This window comes from Candidatus Epulonipiscium sp. (assembly GCA_012519205.1).
GTDB lineage: Bacteria > Bacillota > Clostridia > Lachnospirales > Defluviitaleaceae > JAAYQR01.
Genome location: JAAYQR010000027.1, coordinates 190,433 through 206,545 on the forward strand (window position 1 = coordinate 190,433; position 16,113 = coordinate 206,545).

The 16,113-nt window shown below is 33.9% G+C and carries 14 protein-coding genes and 2 tRNA genes; 12 read left to right on the forward strand and 4 right to left on the reverse strand.

Annotated elements, in window-relative coordinates:
• Positions 1–22: 22 nt before the first annotated feature.
• The 8 genes from GX308_09820 (at position 23) to GX308_09855 (ending at position 8,685) form a co-directional block, all read left to right on the forward strand.
• Positions 23–829, forward strand: a complete 807-nt coding sequence (locus tag GX308_09820; GenBank protein NLK22347.1) for an MBL fold metallo-hydrolase — start codon at positions 23–25, stop codon at positions 827–829.
• Positions 830–1,097: 268 nt separating this feature from the next.
• Positions 1,098–1,169 (forward strand) — tRNA-Thr (locus tag GX308_09825).
• A 221-nt stretch (positions 1,170–1,390) separates the two neighbouring features.
• Entirely contained in the window at positions 1,391–3,859 is a 2,469-nt protein-coding gene (locus GX308_09830; protein ID NLK22348.1) for a hypothetical protein, read from the forward strand.
• Positions 3,860–4,238: 379 nt separating this feature from the next.
• Positions 4,239–5,213 (forward strand): MBL fold metallo-hydrolase, encoded by a 975-nt coding sequence (locus GX308_09835; protein NLK22349.1) that lies wholly within the window; start codon positions 4,239–4,241, stop codon positions 5,211–5,213.
• Between the two features lie 43 nt (positions 5,214–5,256).
• Positions 5,257–5,454, forward strand: a complete 198-nt coding sequence (locus GX308_09840) for a DUF3006 domain-containing protein (protein NLK22350.1) — start codon at positions 5,257–5,259, stop codon at positions 5,452–5,454.
• A gap of 164 nt (positions 5,455–5,618) precedes the next feature.
• On the forward strand, positions 5,619–6,278 hold the full coding sequence (locus GX308_09845; GenBank protein ID NLK22351.1) for a hypothetical protein: 660 nt from the start codon (positions 5,619–5,621) through the stop codon (positions 6,276–6,278).
• A 171-nt stretch (positions 6,279–6,449) separates the two neighbouring features.
• Positions 6,450–8,288, forward strand: a complete 1,839-nt coding sequence (locus GX308_09850) for an ATP-dependent metallopeptidase FtsH/Yme1/Tma family protein (GenBank protein ID NLK22352.1) — start codon at positions 6,450–6,452, stop codon at positions 8,286–8,288.
• A 124-nt stretch (positions 8,289–8,412) separates the two neighbouring features.
• The gene (locus GX308_09855; protein ID NLK22353.1) at positions 8,413–8,685 is read left to right on the forward strand and encodes a hypothetical protein; all 273 of its coding nucleotides are present in this window, start codon (positions 8,413–8,415) and stop codon (positions 8,683–8,685) included.
• A 33-nt stretch (positions 8,686–8,718) separates the two neighbouring features.
• Here GX308_09855 and GX308_09860 read toward each other — a convergent pair whose 3' ends face one another.
• The 3 genes from GX308_09860 to GX308_09870 all read right to left on the reverse strand — a co-directional run bounded on the left by GX308_09860 (position 8,719) and on the right by GX308_09870 (position 10,020).
• Positions 8,719–9,018 (reverse strand): hypothetical protein, encoded by a 300-nt coding sequence (locus GX308_09860; protein NLK22354.1) that lies wholly within the window; start codon positions 9,016–9,018, stop codon positions 8,719–8,721.
• Between the two features lie 104 nt (positions 9,019–9,122).
• Positions 9,123–9,485 carry a hypothetical protein gene (locus GX308_09865; GenBank protein ID NLK22355.1) on the reverse strand — a complete coding sequence of 121 codons (363 nt, stop codon included), beginning with the start codon at positions 9,483–9,485 and terminating at the stop codon, positions 9,123–9,125.
• A gap of 109 nt (positions 9,486–9,594) precedes the next feature.
• Positions 9,595–10,020 (reverse strand): hypothetical protein, encoded by a 426-nt coding sequence (locus tag GX308_09870; protein ID NLK22356.1) that lies wholly within the window; start codon positions 10,018–10,020, stop codon positions 9,595–9,597.
• A 244-nt stretch (positions 10,021–10,264) separates the two neighbouring features.
• Here GX308_09870 and GX308_09875 point away from each other — a divergent pair, with 244 nt between their 5' ends.
• From GX308_09875 to GX308_09890, 4 genes are all read left to right on the forward strand, one after another.
• On the forward strand, positions 10,265–12,370 hold the full coding sequence (locus GX308_09875; protein ID NLK22357.1) for a glycoside hydrolase family 13 protein: 2,106 nt from the start codon (positions 10,265–10,267) through the stop codon (positions 12,368–12,370).
• An 80-nt stretch (positions 12,371–12,450) separates the two neighbouring features.
• Positions 12,451–12,536: transfer RNA gene (locus GX308_09880), tRNA-Ser, on the forward strand.
• A 169-nt stretch (positions 12,537–12,705) separates the two neighbouring features.
• Positions 12,706–13,077 carry a hypothetical protein gene (locus tag GX308_09885; GenBank protein NLK22358.1) on the forward strand — a complete coding sequence of 124 codons (372 nt, stop codon included), beginning with the start codon at positions 12,706–12,708 and terminating at the stop codon, positions 13,075–13,077.
• Positions 13,078–13,213: 136 nt separating this feature from the next.
• Positions 13,214–15,160: a BMP family ABC transporter substrate-binding protein gene (locus tag GX308_09890; protein ID NLK22359.1), complete on the forward strand. Its 1,947-nt coding sequence runs from the start codon at positions 13,214–13,216 to the stop codon at positions 15,158–15,160.
• A 21-nt stretch (positions 15,161–15,181) separates the two neighbouring features.
• Here GX308_09890 and GX308_09895 read toward each other — a convergent pair whose 3' ends face one another.
• Entirely contained in the window at positions 15,182–15,769 is a 588-nt protein-coding gene (locus tag GX308_09895) for a metallophosphoesterase (GenBank protein ID NLK22360.1), read from the reverse strand.
• Positions 15,770–16,113 lie beyond the last annotated feature (344 nt).

Here is a 16,113-nt window from a genome sequence, read left to right on the forward strand (position 1 = left end):
ACCAATTAGGAAGGGCGACAAAATGGGATTTAGGTTTTGTACTATTACAAGTGGTAGCAGTGGTAATTGTATTTATATAGGAACTCCTAAGGTTAATTTATTAATAGATGCAGGAATCAGCGGCAAGCGGGTTCAAATGGGATTAGAAGAGATAAATGTTAATCCTAAGGAAATTGATGGGATTTTGGTTACCCATGAGCATAGTGATCATATAAAGGGGATAGGGATTTTATCTAGGCGGTTTGATATTCCTTTATTTGCTACGGCTAAGACATGGGAAGCTATGGATGATATGGGTAAAGTGATAGGAAAAATTAACCAAGAAAATCGCATTATTATTGAAAAGGAAAAAGATTTTATTATGGAGGATCTACTAATCCATCCCTATAGCATTCCACACGATGCAGCCGATCCCGTAGGATATACCTTTATCCATGGGGATAGGAAAATAAGTATGGCGACGGACTTAGGCCATATTAATGAGCATATTAAAAATAATATTAGGGAGTCTAATCTTATACTTCTTGAATCCAATCACGATATAGATATGTTAAGGAGTGGTTCTTATCCGTATTATCTAAAGCAAAGGATATTAGGAGAACAAGGGCATCTTTGCAATGAAATGGCAGGGAGAATGCTCGCTCAAGTATTTCATGAAAATCTACGAACTGTGATATTGGGGCACCTTAGTAAGGAAAACAATTATCCCGACTTAGCTTATATCAGTGTAAAAAATGAGCTAATTAGCGAGGGCATAGAAGTGGATGAAAGGGTTGAACTTATTGTGGCAGATAGGGATAAGGTATCTAAGGTATTTGATGTTTTATAATAGGATAATAAATTTGTATTAGGACAATAGGTAAAATCCTTGACAAGAAAATTGCTTATGATAAGAAGTAAAATAAAAAGCAATTCACAAGACTGATAATGAGTATTTTGGAAAATATATATAATAATAAAAGGAATATAATAACGAAAAAAAACACTTGAAAAGCTCGTCGTTTAGGTATATTATATTCTACAGGATGAATTGCACTATGTATAAAATAGTGAAATGCTAATAGGGTTAAAACCTCGTAAAATCAATTTTTGCAGGTGCTTCCGTGGCTCAGGGGTAGAGCAATTCACTCGTAATGAATAGGTCGCCGGTTCAAATCCGGCCGGGAGCTTTATAAATTTCAATTTATATTAGTTTATAAACTATATATCGATTTAGATAAATTAAGACGATTAAACAAGTACACCTTACAGCTCTATTTAGGAGCTGTTTTTATATATTTATTTCTATTTTAATTATTTTAGGCTATAATTATATAATGAACACATCATAAGTAGCTTGTTTGACGGATAAAGTTTTAGAAAGATACTAAGCTTAGAAAGAGGAGTTTAAATGCTAAGTTCTAATTTACATAAATTTATTAAATTTATTACTAGCCGATTATTTATTTTAGCGATGGGTTTTTTAGGGATATTTATTATTTTAGGTATGCATTTATTTAAGCTTCAAATCATCGAAGGGGAATACCACCAAAGCAAAGTAAATACCAATATCTTAAGAGAATTACCTATTTCTGCCCCTAGGGGAACAATATATGATAGATACGGTAAGCCCTTAGCAGTTAATAAAATAGCTATGGGTATTAAACTAGACCCAAGCATCGATGTGGAAAATAGAGATGAGGTTTTATTAAATCTTATAAGATTATTGGAAAAAAACAATGAAAAGATGATAGATAACTTTCCCATTTCTGCTGAAAAGCCTTTCGAATTTCAAGTCTCAGAAAGAGAAGAATTAAATTTAAAAGCAGATATCTTTAAAGTGGAAAAAGATAAATTAACAGATGAACAAATAAAAATGAATGCTGGAGATTTCTTTAGGGAATTAAGGGAGTTTTTTGATATAGATTCGAATTTAAAGGATATAGAAGCAAGAAAACTACTTTCCTTACGATACGCTCTCTACCAAAAGAGATATAGAAAATATCAGCCTATTACGGTTGCTACAGACATTAAGGATAGGACCATAGCAGAAATAGAAGAAAGCTACGAAAAATATCCAGGTTTTTATATTGACATTGAAGCAGTAAGATACTATCCCGAGGGGGAGTTAGCAAGTCATATTTTAGGGTATACGGGAAAGATAACGGAGGAGCAATACGAAGTATTAAAAGAAGAAAATTATAATCCCGATGATATAGTTGGAAGAATCGGAATCGAAAAGGTAATGGAATCCTATCTAAGGGGGCAGGAAGGTACTATATCCGTAGAAGTAGATCCCTTAGGTCAAAGAAAGGAAGTCCATAATATTACAAAACCTGTACCTGGGGGAAAAGTATTTTTAACCTTGGATTTAGGTCTTCAAAAAAAGGTAGAAGATATTTTAGTTGGAAAGCTAAGAGATATTATCCTTTCAAGAATTGAAAAATCCCCTACCAAATCAGAGCCGCCTATTTATATTCAAGATTTAATTGCAGGACTAATAAAGACAAATACGATTTCTACAGAAAAGATTCTAGAGGCTCCCTTTGGAACGAAGCAAAATGATATAGCACAAAAACTAAACAATAAAATAAAAAATATAAAGGATACAAATGAAGAAGTAGTAGTTTTAGCAAAGAAAACTTTGTTAGAAATGGTAAAGGATAGAGAGATTCCATCTAAGGACTTTATCAGTATAATGATAGAGCAGGAAATTATAAGTGCAGATGAAGATTTTAGGAAAAAAGTCGAAAATGGTAATATTTCATCGATAGAAATTTTAAAAGAAAGGATAGGAAATGGAGAAATATCGCCCCATGAGTTGGCTCAGGATCCAAGTACGGGTTCGGTTGTCGTAGTAGATGTCCATACAGGGGAAGTACTTAGCCTTGTTAGCTACCCTAGTTACGATAATAATATGTTCATAAATGGAATAGATTATGAATATTATAAAAAGCTTCAAGAAGACCCCACCATTCCTATGTTTCCAAGGGCGACTCAGGGAAGAATGGCTCCGGGTTCAACCTTCAAGATGATTACAGGAATAGCAGGATTAGAAGAAGGGGTAATAACTTCTTATGATAGAATAAATGATAAGGGGATATACAAAGATGCAGGTCTTCCTTATGCAAGATGCTGGATATATAGCAATTATCATATAGGCCATGGACTCACAGATATAAATAGGGCTATAGAGGTATCTTGTAACTATTTTTTCTATGAGACCTCGTATAGGATGGCCAGGGCAAATGGGCAAAATGGTATAGAGAAAAATGGTCTTAATGTTCTTAGAGAATATGCAGGCAGGTTTGGGCTGGATTCTAAAACAGGAATTGAAATCGGTGAATATGACCCCCATTTTTCTGATAGGGATGTTATCCGTACTGCCATAGGTCAAGGAACGAATAACTTTGCCCCCATCCATATGGCAAGATATATGGCTACCCTAGCCAATGGAGGTACTTTATATGATCTTCGTCTTATAGATTCCGTGAAGGCCTTTGATGGAACAAGCATAATGAAAAAAGAATCCGCCATAGAAAGAAAAACAGATTTTAAACCCGAAAATTTAAAAACCATACACAGGGGCATGAATTTGGTTACATCGGGTAAAGAGGGAACTGTAAGAAATATATTTAAAGATTTCCCGATTCCTGTAGCAGGTAAAACAGGAACTGCCCAGGAACAATTGTCAAGGGGAGAACATGCTTGGTTTGTTGGATTTGCCCCCTATGAGAATCCACAAATAGCTATAGCTGTAGCCATACCTTATGGATACTCTTCGAATTATCCTGCAGAAGTTTTTAAGGATATCGTTGCAGAATATTTTGGCCTTAATAATCAATACGATAAGGCATCCATCGACAATATGCTATATTAAGCAATTATAACAAAAACCTACATTCCAAAGAATAGGTGATTTATATTAAAAATTTGTCTGTTTTTGTCTAAATATAAAAAAATATAGAAGATGTCTTATAAAAAACATACTAAAATAAATGTAGAATAACAACATGTTTATGCACACTTATATTAGGATTTCTGTTACAATTATTATTGTAAGACCCCCCAATTGATTTGATTATTTTAGCAGCAACATAAATTGCTGCACCCCCCAAAAATTATTTAATACCTTCTCTAAAAAACAGCGACCGTTCGCTGTTTTTTTGCATTAAATATAAATATATATTCTTCCTGTCAAATTTAGTTTATTATAATCATAACAAGTAGTAATATATCTATTTTTCGCATATAATAAAATGGTGATAATAAGATTTTATGTAGAAAATCAAGAGACGGGAAGGATTTATATGAGAAAAATTAATAAAAAGCCTATATTAAGTTATTTATTTCTATTTATTTTAATATTTATTATTTCTTTTGTTATAGTGGGATGTTCAAAAAGTAGCGATGCAAATTCCACGGTATATCCTAGCCAGAGAGTTATCGCCCCTAGGGAAGAGGAGCTTTTGGTTCATTTTATTGATGTGGGGCAGGCAGATTCAATCCTAATTCAGCAAGGGAATGAATTTATGCTAATTGATGGGGGTAACAATGCAGATAGTGATTTGGTTGTAGATTATCTTGTTAATCAAGGAGTTTGCGATTTAAAATATGTAATTGGAACCCATCCCCATGAAGACCATATTGGGGGGCTTGATGCAGTTATTGATTCTTTTAATGTGGAAACTGTAATGATGCCAAGGGTAACCCATAATACCAAAACTTTCGAAGATGTTTTGCAATCAATAAAGAACAAGGGCCTAAAGATTACCTCACCAAAAGTAGGGGATACTTATAGTATTGGGTTAGGTCAATGGACGGTTATGGCTCCCAATAATACTGAATATAAAAATTTAAATAATTACTCCATCGTTATTTCGTATTCCTTTGGAAATCATACATTTTTATTTATGGGAGATGCCGAGGAACAATCAGAAGTTGAAATTTTAGGAGAAAACATAAAGACTATCCAAAACCTTCAGGTGAATGTCATAAAAGTAGGGCATCATGGTAGCAAAACTTCCACAACAGATGATTTTTTAAATGCTGTAAATCCCCAATATGCCGTAATTACAGCTGGCCATAATAATAAATACGGGCATCCCCATACCGAAATACTTGATAAACTTGATAAAAAAAATATTAAGATATTAAGAACAGATACAAATGGTAATATCATTTTTACTTCCGATGGATTTAAATTAAACTATGGGAGCAATAAAAATGACTAAAAGATAGGGCCCTATGGGCAGATTTGAAGATAAGAGGTGTTCTATGAAGATAATAATAGACCGTTTTGAAGATAATTATGCTGTGGTTGAATTAGAAAATAAAAAACTAATAGATATCCCAAAGGAATTATTGCCCAAAGGGGCAAAGGAAGGGACGGTTTTAGAGATTCGTATTGATTTAAATGAAACAAAGGCTAGGGCAGAATCTATTAAAAAGTTAGCAGAGGATTTGTGGGATTAGGGTATTTTTTCACCATAAATCTCCTAGGTACTTTTGACATATTTTTTGGTTTTTTTACAAACTATACTATGTATAAGGTGCCATTGTTTTATTATATAAACAAGGAGAATTGATATGGATGCAAAAAAACTATAAATGAAGTTGTTCCATCTTTTGCAGTGTCTTTGCAAGAAATAGAAAATAGAATAAATATACTCCAAGAGTTTATTAAAAAATATATGATACAAGGGGAAGACTATGGAGAAATTCCAGGGATATCAAAACCTACCCTATTAAAACCCGGGGCGGAAAAACTCTGCGATGTTTACGGCTTTTCTAAGATGGCAGAAGTGAAAAACCGTGTAGAAGACTGGGAAAAGGGCTTTTTTCATTATGAAGTAGAGGTAACCTTGGTAAATAAGAAAAACAATCTAATAGAGGCTCAAGGGGTAGGTTCTTGTAATTCCAAAGAGAAAAAATATAGATACCAAGACCCTTACACCATAGTTAATACTATTTTAAAAATGGCTAAAAAAAGAGCTCTTATTGATGCCGTCTTATCTGCAACCCGTTCATCGGGCATATTTACCCAAGATATAGAGGATATGGATATAGAAGAAACTTTTAAGCCAAGTACTGATAAACAAAGGAGATATATTTTTAATCTATCTAAAGACAGACATCTTGATGAAGAGCAATTAAAAACTTTTTGTAAGAATGTTATAGGTGAGGATAAGCCAAGTAAAAATTGGAGTAGCGATGAAGCAAGTAAAATTATAGAAGCCCTCCAGAACATAACAAAATCCTCAATAATCATCGATGCAAATAAGAACGTTAATAAGTAATAAGCTAAATTTATTACTTATTAACGTTTTTTTTGTAAACAACTTCCATAGACGGATTTGAAAAAATGTATTATACTGTAAATTACAATATTATGTAAACCAACAGAATGAATATTACAGTGAAATAAATTAGAATTTGGCGATGTAAAGTGGAAAAAGGGAGGATTTAGTATGAAAAAGAATAGAAAATATATATGGGCTATGCCTATTATTTTTTTGGTTATATTCCTCGGAATTTTATTTTTGTATAAACAAAAAAGGATTGAAAATATCACCTATACGGATTTCTTAAAGCATATTGAAGCTAAAGAAGTTAAAGGAGTTGTACTAGATGCAAGTCCTAAGATGCAGGTAAGATTAAAAGAAGATGAGACTAAAGTATATGTTACAGATAATCCAAGAAATCCTGAGCTGAAGGAATTTTTACTTAAAGAGGAGATAGAGGTGGAAGAAGCTAATTCAGGGGCGACAGGAAGTATTATTCAGGGACTTGTTATGTTGGGAATATTTTTTCTTATATTTAGATATACCACTAAAAAAATATCTACCCAAGCTTCAGGGAGTACCATGGGTCTTAATGTAAAGGAAATAGAAACCAGAAAAATAAATCGTTTTTCCTTTTTAGATATAGCCGGAAATGAAGAAGCTAAAGAAGAAGTTAAAGATATTATTGATTTCTTGCAAAAACCCGAAAAGTATACAAGATATGGGGCTAGAATGCCAAGGGGAATTATTTTTTATGGTCCTCCGGGAACAGGTAAAACTTTGATGGCAAAGGCTATCGCCGGGGAGGCTGGGGTTGCCTTTTTCTCGGTTTCCGGTTCTGATTTTGTTCAAATGTATGTAGGAGTAGGGGCAAGCCGTGTCAGGGAACTTTTTGAAAAGGCAAGGGGAGCCGGTAAGGCGGTTATTTTCATCGATGAGATAGATGCCCTAGGTAAAAAAAGGGCAGGCAGCATTGGTGGTGGAAATGATGAGAGGGATCAAACATTAAATGCACTATTAACAGAGATGTCAGGGTTTAAGGACAATGAAGGAATTATTGTTATTGCAGCTACCAATAGATTGGATATTTTGGACGAGGCCCTTTTAAGACCCGGACGTTTTGACCGCCATGTAGAAATCGGTCTTCCGGATGTGAAGGGGAGAGAATATATCCTAAAGCTTCATACGAAAAATAAACCCCTTTCCGATACAGTCGACTTAAAAAAATTAGCAAGGCAGACTGTATATTTTAGCGGCGCAATGCTTGAAAATCTTCTTAATGAAGCTGCAATTATGGCAGCAAAGAGGAATGGTAAAAGCATAGGCTGGGCCGATATAGATAAAGCTTTTTATACAATAATAGCCGGCTCTGAGAAAAAAGATAAAAGTACTATATTACAGGTGGAAAGGGAAATAACAGCTTATCATGAAGCAGGTCATGCCTTGATTACAAAGCTTATTGCTCCAAATAATACAGTGTCTAAGGTAACTATCATACCAAGTACCAAAGGGGCAGGGGGCTTTAGCATGAATATTCCTCCAGATAAAATGTATCATACTAAGAAGGAAATGGAAGCACAGATTAAAATTAGTTTAGGGGGAAGAATTGCCGAAGAATTAATTTTTGGTGAAGACAATATTACAACAGGGGCAAGTAATGATATCGAAAAAGCAACAGGGATTATAAGGGATTATGTGGTTAAGTACGGTATGAGTAAAAAAATAGGGCTAATTAATATGGATGTTTTATTAAATAATAATTCTAAAAGCTATATGGAAGAAAAATTAATATCTGAGTGTAGCAGTCACATGGAAAGATTATATAATGAGACCAAGGAGCATCTGATAGAAAACAAATATTATTTAAACAGTATTGCCGAAGCCCTTCTAGCAAAAGAAACACTTAATGAAGAGGACTTAAACGCAATTATGGAGGGTAAAGAAATCACTGAAGAAAGCAATAGGGATGATTATATGTCAAAGGGCACAATCAAGGGTAAAACTTTGATGAATACCGCATTTTAGGGTTTCCATTTTGGGAACCCTAAAATTATAGCTATAAAAATCCTATTTATTGACCACACTATCTATTATAAGTGTAGGAATATTTATTCTAGGACAAACATAAAGATAGATAGGAGGTGTGGTTATGAAATTCACTACAAAATACAAAAAAAGAAGAAATACCGTAAAATTATCTTTAAATATCAGAGAGAAGAAAATAACCGAGACCATGTATATGGCGCCTAATAATAAATTAGTAAGAAGATTATTTTTTAAGGGATCTTCTATAAGGGAAATAGCAGATATTTATTTCGAAAAATCAATAAAATACAATACCTTAGGGTATGAAACAGACGAGAAAAAGAATGGAAAACTTATTTTTATAGATTTTAAACAACCAGATGGAGTTATGACATAAGATGATTGGTATTTTCCATATCATATTTATAACCTATAAATTGTGGTGGGAAAAGCAAGCGATTTTTGATATAGGGATTCTAGCTAAGGTCATATAATCTATGTAAATCGAAATATAATGTTCCTTTACATCCATGAGTACCCCAGTATATCCATTTCCACCGTATCCTCCACCGATTATAAAAACAGTTACAGTTTGGCCTATGCATTTTATAAGGCTTAGATTAAACAAGGATTGACCTTCTAAATCCGAGATATATGTACTTTTCTTGTAGCTAAAATATTCCCTCTTTTTCCTATTTAGGAAATACATCAAATAAAGCATTCCCCACATAATAACCCCCCTATTAAAACCTATTTTTATTATTTTGAGCGCAGGAAGAATCCATATTTTAAGGCACTTCGCCGCGCTCATAATGACGAGAATTTTGTCATGGGTTATTTTCTTATATCTATGTGAACCTTATCAAAAGGCTCTTTACTGGAAGATTTAGCAGGTGAATATATATGCATATCTAGACTTAATTTATTAGAATCTTCTATACTATCACCATCATATGATAAAATTTCATATCCTATGACATTCGATAGTGAATATAAATTTAAGCCACCTTGTTGATCCATATAATTAAACTCTATTTTATCAATTCTAGAATCTATAGGAGAGGGCCATAGGGGTTTGAAACCCACAGCAACTACTCTGCCATTTATGCCTCCACGGGAATCACACTGGATGTTACAGCCATTCATAATAAATCTGGTTAAGATAGATTTTAGGTTTTCGATTTCTTGAAAATTCATTTTTTATTCCACCTCCCAAAATATTGTCATATTTTATTTTATGTACCATATAAAAATAGGTTCCATTGTATGTAAAAAGGTGATTCTTATTAGAATCACCTTTTAAGGTTTAGACAGCGTTGTGAACAAAGGAAACAATATTAGCAATAGGAATATCTGTTACAGAACCCACTGTATAAACAGGATATCCATTCCAACCACCAGCAGTTACAGCCCCTATTTCGCTAGCAGGAGCAATAGGACCTGAGCCGTACCCAGCTCCATACCCAGTGCTATAGCCACCCGAAACACCACAAGAACCGCCAAAATCACCCCAGCCAGGATTAAATCCTGTGCACGCATTTCCTAAAGAACACCCTGGAGGGGGTCCAATCCTAGTAATCAAACGAACAAATACATTATTTACATTGAGGATAACACCGGTAAAACCTGAACCTGATTGACCCCCACTTGTTGTAAAAATTGTTACTGTTTCGCCGATATAGTCAGCTAATAAAGCAGCAAAATTTCCACCAGCAAATACACCATCAGCCATTTATTTGCCTCCTCTCCAACATTCTATAAGAGGTTATTTGAGTACCTCTAATATATATTATTGTACCTGCTGAATAAGTGTGACTGATAAAATCACAAATTTGCAGTATATATAACTAAAATAAATTATGCCTTAAGACCAAAATCCATAAAAAATATGGTATAATTACGTCTATTGGTATTATACTGAAATATAAAGAAGTAACCTTGAAAAATTAATTATTCTAGAATTAAGGAGGAAATATATGAACTTAAATATGAACTTTTTCTCCATGGGAGTTGCAAGAGGTCTTATAACATATATGAACACCGTAAAGGATTATTTGAATGAAAAAGCTATATTCAGTGATGAAACCTCTAATTTTCGACATCCCTTTGAGCCTAAGAGTGACGAAGCAACTACAGTCAAGTTAAGGACTGCAAAAGATAATGTAGATGAAGTGTTTGTGCATTTCAATGGTCAAAAGCTTAAAATGGATAAACATAATCAGAATGAATTATTTGATTGTTATTTGGGGGTGATTCCTCCTACCAATCATAGTATTCAATATTTTTTTGAGATAAAGAAGCATGACATATCCTATTATTATAATAAAAAGGGTTTGGGAAGGGGCATCGATCACCTTTTTGATTTTAAGATTATACCTGATTTTAGTACCCCGGCTTGGGCAAAGGGTGCTGTAATGTATCAGATTTTTGTAGACCGTTTTTTTAATGGAGACGAAAGCAATGATGTTTTGGATAATGAATACATATATGCAGGCAAGCCTTCCCAAAAAGTAAAAGACTGGTACAAGTATCCTGCAGTGGATGGAATCCGGGAATTTTACGGGGGGGATCTAAAAGGGGTAATAGATAAACTAGGATATCTAAAAGATTTAGGTATTGAGGTAATTTATTTTAATCCGATTTTTGTATCTCCCAGCAATCATAAATACGATGTTCAGGACTATGACTATGTTGACCCCCATTATGGGGTTATAATAGAGGATGGCAATGAAGTATTATCGGAAGATAAGTTTAGCAATAAGCATGCTAATATGTATATAAAACGAACTACAGATATTAAGAATTTAGAAGCAAGTAATGATTTAATGATAAAACTAATTTCTCTGGCTCATGAGCATGGGATAAGGGTTATTTTAGATGGTGTATTTAACCATTGTGGTTCTTTTAATAAATGGATGGATAGGGAAGGATTTTATGAAGGAAAGGCTGATTATCCCCCAGGGGCCTATAGGGAAAAGGATAGCCCGTATCATGATTATTTCCAATGGTATAATTTTAATTGTTGGCCTAATAATGATTGTTACCATACCTGGAATGGTTTTGATACCTTGCCAAAGCTAAATTACGAGGGAAGCAAGGATTTATTTGAACATATTATCAATATTGGGCGAAAATGGGTAGCGCCTCCCTATAATGCCGATGGATGGAGGCTAGATGTAGGAGCTGATTTGGGATACAGCAAGGAATTTAATCATTATTTTTGGAAGGAATTTAGGAAAGCAGTTAAAGAGGCAAATCCCGAAGCCATTATATTAGCAGAGCATTATGGGGACTCTTACGATTGGCTGCAAGGGGATCAATGGGATACGGTTATGAATTATGATGGGTTTTTAGATCCTGTCTCTTATTTTCTAACAGGTATGCAAAAGCATAGTGATAATTTTAGAGAAGATCTCCTTGGAAACAGCAGAATATTTGAGGAGGCTATGAGATATCATATGTCTAGGTTTAGCATACAAAGTCTCCAAGTTGCAATGAATGAGTTATCCAATCATGATCACTCTAGATTTTTAACTAGAACAAATAAGACGGTGGGACGAATTCATACCAAGGGTCCAGAGGCTGCTGCATATAATATAAATAAAGGAATTATGAAAATAGCTGTTGTTATGCAGATGACTTGGCCTGGAGCTCCAACTATTTATTATGGGGATGAAGCCGGGGTTGTTGGATGGACGGATCCTGATAATAGACGAACATATCCTTGGGGGAGAGAAGACAATGAGCTCTTAAGCTTTCATAAGGATATTATCCATATTCATAAAAGTCACAGTGCCCTAAAAACCGGTTCTTTAGAGTTTTTATTAACGGAGCATGGTATTTTGAGTTATGGAAGATGGGATAATAATAATATTTTTGTTATTGTCCTTAATATGAATGAAAAAGAAAAGGAAGTCAAAATACCTGTATGGAGGGTAGGCATTCGTTATTATGACGAAATGGAAAGGATATTATACAGTGAAATTCATAGTTATTTTACTGAAAGAAAAGGTTATAAGATATCTAATGGGTATTTAAACCTTAAAATGCCACCTTATAGCAGTATGGTATTTGTAAAGTAGGGGGATGCATTTCCCCCATGGTATACTTGACAAGAGTGGATTTTCGTTATAAAATATGGTAGTTTTTGAATTACAAATAGGGAGTGGTATCGAAGTGGTCATAACGAGACTGACTCGAAATCAGTTGAACCGAAAGGTTCCGTGGGTTCGAATCCCACCCACTCCGTCTTATCTTTGATAATTGAAGCCTGGCAGTAGAGACTGCTTGGCTTTTTTAAAAATACTATTTCATGTATATAAAATATTGATCTAATATAAAATAATTAGTGTAATAAATACATATATTATGATAAAGTTATGTTATAATTAAAAAAAGATTGGAAGGGGCGTTCTAAATGTTAAATAAATGGAAAAAAGATATCCCCATGGATATGGGCGAAATCAAAGAGATGATTGCAAGTTTATCCAAGAAAAAAAGCAAGAAAAAGGCTCTTACATTGGTGATTATTGGTATAGCAATAGCATCAGCAGTAGGTGCTATAGCATGGTGGATTTCTAAAAAAGATAACGAAGAAGACGATTACGATTATGAAGATGATTATGATTATGATGAATGTGAGAATGATGAGGATTGCAATTGTATAGAAACAATAAAAGAACAAATAGAAGACATTAAAAAAGAAAAAATAGCGGATGATTTAGAAAAGTCCATGCAGACTGAATTAGAAGATGGGCCTCCAAAAGAGACTAATAATGACTTAGAATAAGACATCAAGGATGTCTTTTTCTATTATAAAAAAGGATTATGGAATCTAACCTATAATAAATATAATATTAAAGGTATTTTGAAGGTGCTATAATTATACTTGATTAGACGCCTTTATCGGCAGAATGGAGGTCAATATGCATCAGCAAGAATTAGAAAGTATTTTTCATCATGCATATAAAATGGGGAAAACTAGTTATTCAGAAAATGTTGCGAGAGGAATTTCGGGATACCTTCCTTCCTTAGATGGAATTGTTAAGAACTCGGAAATAGCCTCGGAAATAAACTTAGGTTTAGTGGAGATTCCCCTTAAAAAAATTATAGGTACCTATTCTCATTCTAGGAGCATTGCATTTGCTAGTAACTTTATGCCACTTATAACTGGAGAATCGGAATTTAAGGCGAAATGGATGGCTCTTTATAATGCCCATGTAGAAGAAGGCATAAGGGATCCAATTAAAGTTTATGAGTACCTAAACTGGTTTTATGTTGTAGAAGGGAATAAGAGGGTTAGTGTTTTAAAGTATTGTGATGCCTATGGCATTTCAGCTACGGTGACGAGATTGATTCCCAAAAGGGATGAATTTGATCCTATTATTAAGATTTATTATGAATTTCTTGAATTTAACAAGCTCACTTCGATTAATTCCATTTGGTTTTCTAAAGAAGGCAGTTTTAATGAATTAGGTAAGTATATACAACAATATGAACCTAATCTCACAGCTTATACAGATAAATACAAACACTTTATGGGGAATTTTTATCGTCCTTTTAGAGAACTTTATCATAAATTAGGTGGGCATAGGCTAAAAATAACAACCGGTGATGCTGCTCTAGAATATATCAAAATCTATGGTGTTCCTGATGAAATCAATGAATACGATGAGGAAGTAAAATCTAGAATTAAGAAATTAATGATAGAATTAGAAGCCCTATCAGAAGAAGAAGCCATCGAAGTTAGGACTGATGCCATACAGGTACCAAAAAGAAATGTAATTTCATCAATCACAACATTAATGACCCCTAAAAAGAAACTTAAGGTTGCTTTTGTATATGCAAAAGAAATAAAAAATTCAGGTTGGACTTATGCCCATAACTTAGGAAGGCTCCATGTTGAAAATGTGTTAAAAGACCAAATTTCAACAACATATGTAGAGAATGTTCCGGAAAACAATGAGGCCTATGGATATTTGAGGGATTTGGCTAAAGAAGAATATGATATTATTTTTACCACTAGCCCGACATATATTACCCCTACGCTAAAGGCAGCATTTGAATATCCTAATACCAAATTTTTAAATTGCTCCGAAACCCATTCCTTTAGACATGTAAGTACTTATTTTGGCCGTATCCATGAACCAAGATTTTTGACAGGTATTATTGCAGGCTCCCTAACTAGAACAAATATCATAGGCTATGTTGCAACGTATCCTATCTCCGAGGTAATTACAGGGATAAATGCATTTACATTAGGAGCGCGATTAGTCAATCCCCATGTAAAAGTTAAGGTTGTATGGACCCATAAGTACGAAAATACAGAAAAACCAAGGGAATTAGGGCATATTTTAAAGGACGCAGGGGCTGATATCATTGCCAATGACGATATGCCTTCTCCAGGGGAGCACTCTAAGGAGTATGGAATCTATTCTCTCCCACAACCCCATTATGCTATGCCTATTTGGAATTGGGGAATATTTTACGAAAAACTCCTCAGAAATGTCCTAAGTGGAACGTGGAAAATGGTGTTTGATGTATTAAACTCCAACCCCAAACTTGTTAATTTTTGGTGGGGGATGGATACAGGCATGGTTGATATTATCTATTCGAAAACCCATGTACCCCCACAAACCCAATCATTGGTTGAATTTATGAAAAAGATGATTATCCAAAATGAATATCATCCGTTTATGGGTCCCATATATGATCAAACAGGCAATCTAAGAATAACGAAGGATGAAATAGCCAGCTATGAACAAATTTTATCTATGAATTGGTTTGTAGATGGAGTAGAAGGGGAAATACCAAAATTAAATGAAGATAAATTAATAGACCCCCTAACCGAAATGTTAGGTATTAAACAATAAAAAGCAGCAAATTGCTGCTTTTTAATATTCAAAAATATGATATTCATAGGCATTAATAATGGATGTATCTTTATAAGTTAGATATCTCTTTTGAAGACCATAATTCAAATGCTGATGGCCATGGATAAAGTATTTAGGGCTGTATTTATCCAAAAGGGAAATAAAAACCTTAAATCCTATATGGCATAAGTCATCCCCATCGCCTAATTCGTATGCAGGAGAATGGGTAAGTAAGATATCAAAGCCATCATTCTTTTTTAGAGCCCTTTTAAGTTTTTTAACCCTTTGTTCCATTTCCTTTTCAGTATATTGGAAGGGGCCGTTATTGTATGCTTGAGAGCCCCCGAGCCCTAATATTCTAATATTGTTATGAACAACTATTTTATCATCTATGGCAGTGCAACCAAGAGGTTCCTTAACAGCATATCGTCCATCGTGATTGCCATGGATGTAGAATAAAGGAGCTTTTATCATAGTAACTAAAAAAGATAGGTACTCGGATTTTAAATCCCCACTAGAAAGTATTAAATCTATATCTTTAAAACGTTCACGGTCAAAATGATCCCAAATATAGGAGGACTCTTTATCACTAACTACGAGTATTTTCATGGAATATACCAACCTTCTATTATCGTCTGTGTAATTTCTAATTCTTATGCTTCAATATAGTGTACCACAAAACCTAAAAATATAAAATAAAAAGTACAAAAGAAAAGCTATAAAAGAAAAACTAAAAATAGCCTTGACATTTAAACGAAATTTTGATAATATACACTTCGTGGCAACAAAACAGTTCTTTGAAAATAAAATAATGTATGATGTACACACCAAACCCATCAATTCTTAAAGAATTGTATAAAAGATTTCAAAACGCAAGCATCATCTTGCAAAGGATATTAACATGAGAGTTTGATCCTGGCTCAGGATGAACGCTGGCGGCGTGCTTAACACAT

What these genes read in the sequence shown, in the direction of transcription:
- GX308_09820 (NLK22347.1), top strand. Translation starts at nt 23, where the DNA reads ATGGGATTTAGGTTTTGTACTATTACAAGTGGTAGCAGTGGTAATTGT.
- GX308_09830 (NLK22348.1), top strand. Translation starts at nt 1,391, where the DNA reads ATGCTAAGTTCTAATTTACATAAATTTATTAAATTTATTACTAGCCGA.
- GX308_09835 (NLK22349.1), top strand. Translation starts at nt 4,239, where the DNA reads ATGGTGATAATAAGATTTTATGTAGAAAATCAAGAGACGGGAAGGATT.
- GX308_09840 (NLK22350.1), top strand. Translation starts at nt 5,257, where the DNA reads ATGAAGATAATAATAGACCGTTTTGAAGATAATTATGCTGTGGTTGAA.
- GX308_09850 (NLK22352.1), top strand. Translation starts at nt 6,450, where the DNA reads ATGAAAAAGAATAGAAAATATATATGGGCTATGCCTATTATTTTTTTG.
- GX308_09855 (NLK22353.1), top strand. Translation starts at nt 8,413, where the DNA reads ATGAAATTCACTACAAAATACAAAAAAAGAAGAAATACCGTAAAATTA.
- GX308_09860 (NLK22354.1), bottom strand. Translation starts at nt 9,018, where the DNA reads ATGTGGGGAATGCTTTATTTGATGTATTTCCTAAATAGGAAAAAGAGG.
- GX308_09865 (NLK22355.1), bottom strand. Translation starts at nt 9,485, where the DNA reads ATGAATTTTCAAGAAATCGAAAACCTAAAATCTATCTTAACCAGATTT.
- GX308_09870 (NLK22356.1), bottom strand. Translation starts at nt 10,020, where the DNA reads ATGGCTGATGGTGTATTTGCTGGTGGAAATTTTGCTGCTTTATTAGCT.
- GX308_09875 (NLK22357.1), top strand. Translation starts at nt 10,265, where the DNA reads ATGAACTTAAATATGAACTTTTTCTCCATGGGAGTTGCAAGAGGTCTT.
- GX308_09885 (NLK22358.1), top strand. Translation starts at nt 12,706, where the DNA reads ATGTTAAATAAATGGAAAAAAGATATCCCCATGGATATGGGCGAAATC.
- GX308_09890 (NLK22359.1), top strand. Translation starts at nt 13,214, where the DNA reads ATGCATCAGCAAGAATTAGAAAGTATTTTTCATCATGCATATAAAATG.
- GX308_09895 (NLK22360.1), bottom strand. Translation starts at nt 15,769, where the DNA reads ATGAAAATACTCGTAGTTAGTGATAAAGAGTCCTCCTATATTTGGGAT.